The 3,940-nt window shown below is 48.9% G+C and carries 4 protein-coding genes and 2 pseudogenes; 1 reads left to right on the top strand and 5 read right to left on the bottom strand.

What is annotated here, in order from left to right; all coding sequences use genetic code 11:
* The first annotated feature begins 170 nt into the window (after nt 1-170).
* Nucleotides 171-1,567, top strand: a pseudogene (locus tag GEI7105_RS29135) (RNA-guided endonuclease InsQ/TnpB family protein).
* On the opposite strand, the gene GEI7105_RS0105185 reads toward GEI7105_RS29135, so the two are convergent.
* The 5 genes and pseudogenes from GEI7105_RS0105185 to GEI7105_RS36735 form a co-directional block, all read right to left on the bottom strand.
* Nucleotides 1,538-1,942 (bottom strand): type II toxin-antitoxin system VapC family toxin, encoded by a 405-nt coding sequence (locus GEI7105_RS0105185; protein WP_017659426.1) that lies wholly within the window; start codon nt 1,940-1,942, stop codon nt 1,538-1,540. The pseudogene GEI7105_RS29135 and the gene GEI7105_RS0105185 overlap by 30 nt on opposite strands.
* Nucleotides 1,942-2,199, bottom strand: a complete 258-nt coding sequence (locus GEI7105_RS0105180; protein WP_017659425.1) for a hypothetical protein — start codon at nt 2,197-2,199, stop codon at nt 1,942-1,944. Before GEI7105_RS0105180 ends, GEI7105_RS0105185 begins: the two co-directional genes overlap by 1 nt.
* A gap of 171 nt (nt 2,200-2,370) precedes the next feature.
* A complete protein-coding gene (locus tag GEI7105_RS0105175) occupies nt 2,371-2,754 on the bottom strand; it encodes a hypothetical protein (RefSeq protein WP_144053675.1) in 384 nt (127 codons plus the stop codon).
* Nucleotides 2,755-2,908: 154 nt separating this feature from the next.
* Nucleotides 2,909-3,718, bottom strand: coding sequence for a hypothetical protein (locus GEI7105_RS0105170; protein WP_017659423.1), 810 nt, complete (start codon nt 3,716-3,718; stop codon nt 2,909-2,911).
* Nucleotides 3,719-3,734: 16 nt separating this feature from the next.
* Nucleotides 3,735-3,940, bottom strand: a pseudogene (locus GEI7105_RS36735) (ISKra4 family transposase); the annotation flags it as partial.

Below are 3,940 nucleotides of genomic sequence, written 5' to 3'. Positions count from 1 at the left end.
CATCCCTTGGTGGTGCAAAAAACTGAGTCGTGTCGCGCGCGATCGCCTACCAAGATCCGTCGCAGTACTCCGCCCATAGCCGAGGGCTTGGGGGGTGGTGAAGCGACGGGAGGGAGTAGTTCGCTTAAGCCTAGGAAACAAATATTTATTTTCTAAGCTAAGATAGTTTCATGCTAAACATGACGTGGGAATTCAAGCTAGAGCCAACGGCGGAGCAGGTTTCAGACATCGAACACATTTTGGATGTGTGCCGCAATGTCTGGAATTTTGCTCTGCGGGAACGCAAGGATTGGCTGAATTCCCGCAAGTCGCCCGTGAATGCGTGTTCGATTCGGCAGGAATTTATCTGGCCTGCGGATGCACCATTTCCCAGTTATGCGCGGCAGTGCAAGTCGCTGACTGCGGCCAAAGCTGAATACCCCCGATTAAAGACTGTCAATGCCCAAGTGCTTCAACAAGTCATCCGAAAACTGGAAGCCTCCTGGGAGTCGTGGCGGTTAAAGCGTTCGGGTCTTCCACGATTCAAAAAACCCAACCGGATGCGAAGCTTTGTCTTCCCCCAGATGCTCAACGCTTCGGCTCCGCTCAGCGTTGAGTCCGAGCGGAGTCGAGGACTCAAAAACTGTGTGTCTGACAAAGGGATTAAGCTGCCTCAGTTGGGATGGGTTCGGGTTCGGTGGTCACGCGAAATACCAGAGATATTCCAGGTAAAACAAGCCCGGATTGTCCGCAAGGCATCAGGCTATTTCGTCATGCTTAGCCTTCAGGCTGACGTCGATATTCCTGCTGTAGCCCCTCACGGACATCCGGTAGGGATTGACGTTGGACTGGAGTACTTTCTTTCAACGTCTGATGGAGAACAGGTCAAGCGACCTCGCTTTTTCAACAATCTGCACCGCAAGCTGAAATCGCTGCAACGCCGATTGAAGAAAAAGCAGAAGGGGTCAGCTAACTGGCTGAAACTCCAGAAGAAAATTGCCAGAGTCCATCAACGGATTGCCGATACGCGAAAAGACTGGCATTTCAAGCTGGCTCATCACCTCTGTGATGGTGCAGGGATGATTTTTGTCGAAGATCTCACTCCCCCAACCCCCTTTTGAAGGGGGGCGAAGGGGGGATAGGGATGTTGGGCAAACACACTCTAGATGCTGGGCTGGGACAATTTGTGAATCAGATCCTTCCCTGGGTGTGCTGGAAGCGTGATGTCTTTTACGGCAAGGTGGATGCTCGTGGCACTTCTCAGGAATGCCCAGACTGTGGAGTGGAGGTTCGCAAAGATCTCTCAACTCGAATCCATCACTGTCACAACTGCGGGTCAACAAAGCCCCGTGATGTGGCGAGTGGACAAGTTATCTGTAGCCGTGGGCAACGGCAAATCGAAACTGCCTGTGGAGGGGATGCGGCGGGGACTGAGGTTACTCAGTCTAGCTGGCACCTGTTGAAGCAGGAAATCTTTGGGGCGACCCAAGGAATCTCCCTGCATACCCGGAACGGGTTGCTGGGAGAGGATGTCAATAACCCACCCTACGAGGGATTACTACGTTTGCCGCCAATTTTCAATGTTTAAATTAGGAATTCGCTGAAATTCACGGACGTTTGCTGTAACCATAATCAAACCGTGTTGTAAAGAGGTAGCAGCAATCAAAACATCATAAGTTCCGATTGGCTGTCCTGACGTTTTGAGAAACTGACGAATTTGAGCGGCTTGCTCTGCGGTTTCTGACTCAAAAGACAAAACGGTAACAGCATCCATGAACCGAGTCAGAAGCGGCGTAATTTCTGATTCTCGTTTCCGATTGAGCTTCAAACCATAGCGTAATTCCATGACGGTAATACTCGAAACTGCAATATCGTTAGGAGACGTTTGTTTCATTCGAGTTTGCGTACCGATTTCTCCTTTCACGAAGTCGCTAATTACACAAGTATCGAGTAAGTAACGCATTAGAACAATTCTGCTACTTCAGGAGGAAGAAGTTCTTCGCGGTTATCTTCAAATGGAATCAAGTCGGGAATTCCTGTAAAGTGGAGAATTTCCTCCGGCCATTGGGTCGGCTGTGTTTGTCGATCTTGGGGAAGTTCGAGAGAGCGAGTTAGAGTTTGCAGGATGAAAGTTTCTGGAGACAGATTGAGTTGGGTAGCGCGTTGTGCAAGTCGCTGTTCGAGTTCGTCAGACAGTTGGATGGTGAGTTTCTTCGTCATGGGTCTTGGAAGGTCGTAGGTTCAATTTTACTGTAACAAAACCCGCAAGATTGTCGATAAATTGTGGGTGGTGCGTTCGCGGGAAGTACATGAATTTGAATTCTGCCACATTCTTTCACCCGCTAACGCACCCTACGAGTAGACTTATGCTAGAATTCTCACACACGCCACTTACAAACGGAAATCTAACACTCGAACGGGTCGAACGAAACTCGAATTTGCTCGAACGAAGCAAATATGATTGGTCGATGAGCTTCCCACCCACAGCCAAGGTAAGTTGCGATCGTCATAGACAATTTGAGGCGAGTTAAACATTTCTCCCCGCATGAGAGTGTTAGAAACGGGATAGTTATAAAAATCGTTGCTTCCGGTTGGAGAACCTTCGCTTCGATTTAAGTAACGACAGTTCAATCCATTGGGATCGGGATCGACGACTTCCCACTCCCAAGACATATGTGGATTGTTGGGATCTGAGGGATGATAGTCGCCGTTATTGTCCATGACGGGACGAGATTCTGATGCAACAGCGATGCTGGAATAATCGGAGTTCAGCATTTTGGGAGCCACCATAAAACCTAGGCTTGTTCCCAAAAGTGCCATGAGACTGACTGATATAATTTGACGATTTTGCACGATATAACCTCAATGTTTTCGCCGCAGTAGGCGTGCGTTATCGTAACGCAGCGACCTTTTCAGTTATAAGCTGGCATTAAACGACGCTTTGAGAAGACAACGAATAAACTTGTCCGATTTCCTTGAGAAGTGCTACCCAGCGATCTTCGTCGGAATCGTCGAGGATTTCTGCCAGTTCGACCACTCGATGTAAATCGTCCCGATTGTCTTCGCTGGAAAGCATCTGAGAGACACCAGAATCGAAAAGTGACAGCAGGTAATCGTAATCAATGGAGTCAGACACTCCAGATTTTTTCCAAATAATTCGATCCTCAGTAAACGCGATGCCTTCCTTGCCGTCATCCCAAATACTCGTATCTACAAAGGCTAAAATTTGCTCCTCGGGACGAACGGACAGCCAACTTGACAAAGCCTTGGATAGTTGGTCGAGTGGAATATTAGGAGATGAAAATCCTTCATAATTGGCGTAGTAATCATCAATATTTGAGGCTAAAAAATCTCCTAAAGAACCGGGTTGAGAAATCTCGGTTGGCGTGTAAATTCGAGTTTCAAGCTGTTTTAACGTTCCTTGGTCTCGTTTCTTACGACCTTTCAAAAACGACCAAATCAGAAACGCGGTTCCTGACGCGACTAACGCTGCACCTCCGGTTAAAACCCCCAATCCTCCCAAGGCTGAAATCGTTGCCGTAATCGCCGCACCGCCGGAAAGACTTCCCGCCACTCCCAAGGTACTGGCCGCCGTCCATGCGGCTAATACGGATGCTGCGCCTGCAAGGGTTCCCGAACCGATGGAAAGTCCTAAATTTAGCTTATCTTCTCCGTCGAGTTCGGAGACGAGGGCGATCGATACTAATCCCGCTGCTCCAATGAGTGCTGCAGGGTGCATCCCAATCTTGCAAGACTCAGTCTGAGAATTGATGGTTCAGGTAGGCACATCGGTGCTTTAGCACTTGTTGCACGTTGTCTTCGTGCCACTGAGCCCCTGAAATCTTAACCCGTCGCCCAATTTGCTTGACCGTTGACTCAATCTCACCCGAGCCAATTGAAATACCCTCAGCTTGGTAGTAGCTGTAGTTGACAATCCGGTGTCGATGCTTGGTCAGATAGG

The sequence above is a fragment of the Baaleninema simplex PCC 7105 genome (assembly GCF_000332355.1).
GTDB lineage: Bacteria > Cyanobacteriota > Cyanobacteriia > Cyanobacteriales > Geitlerinemataceae > Baaleninema > Baaleninema simplex.
This window is presented reverse-complemented; position numbering and strand designations above follow the sequence as displayed.

Excerpts from the sequence above, each read along its gene's own strand:
- GEI7105_RS0105185 (WP_017659426.1), bottom strand. The coding sequence starts at position 1,942 with ATGCGTTACTTACTCGATACTTGTGTAATTAGCGACTTCGTGAAAGGA.
- GEI7105_RS0105180 (WP_017659425.1), bottom strand. The coding sequence starts at position 2,199 with ATGACGAAGAAACTCACCATCCAACTGTCTGACGAACTCGAACAGCGA.
- GEI7105_RS0105175 (WP_144053675.1), bottom strand. The coding sequence starts at position 2,754 with ATGCTGAACTCCGATTATTCCAGCATCGCTGTTGCATCAGAATCTCGT.
- GEI7105_RS0105170 (WP_017659423.1), bottom strand. The coding sequence starts at position 3,718 with ATGCACCCTGCAGCACTCATTGGAGCAGCGGGATTAGTATCGATCGCC.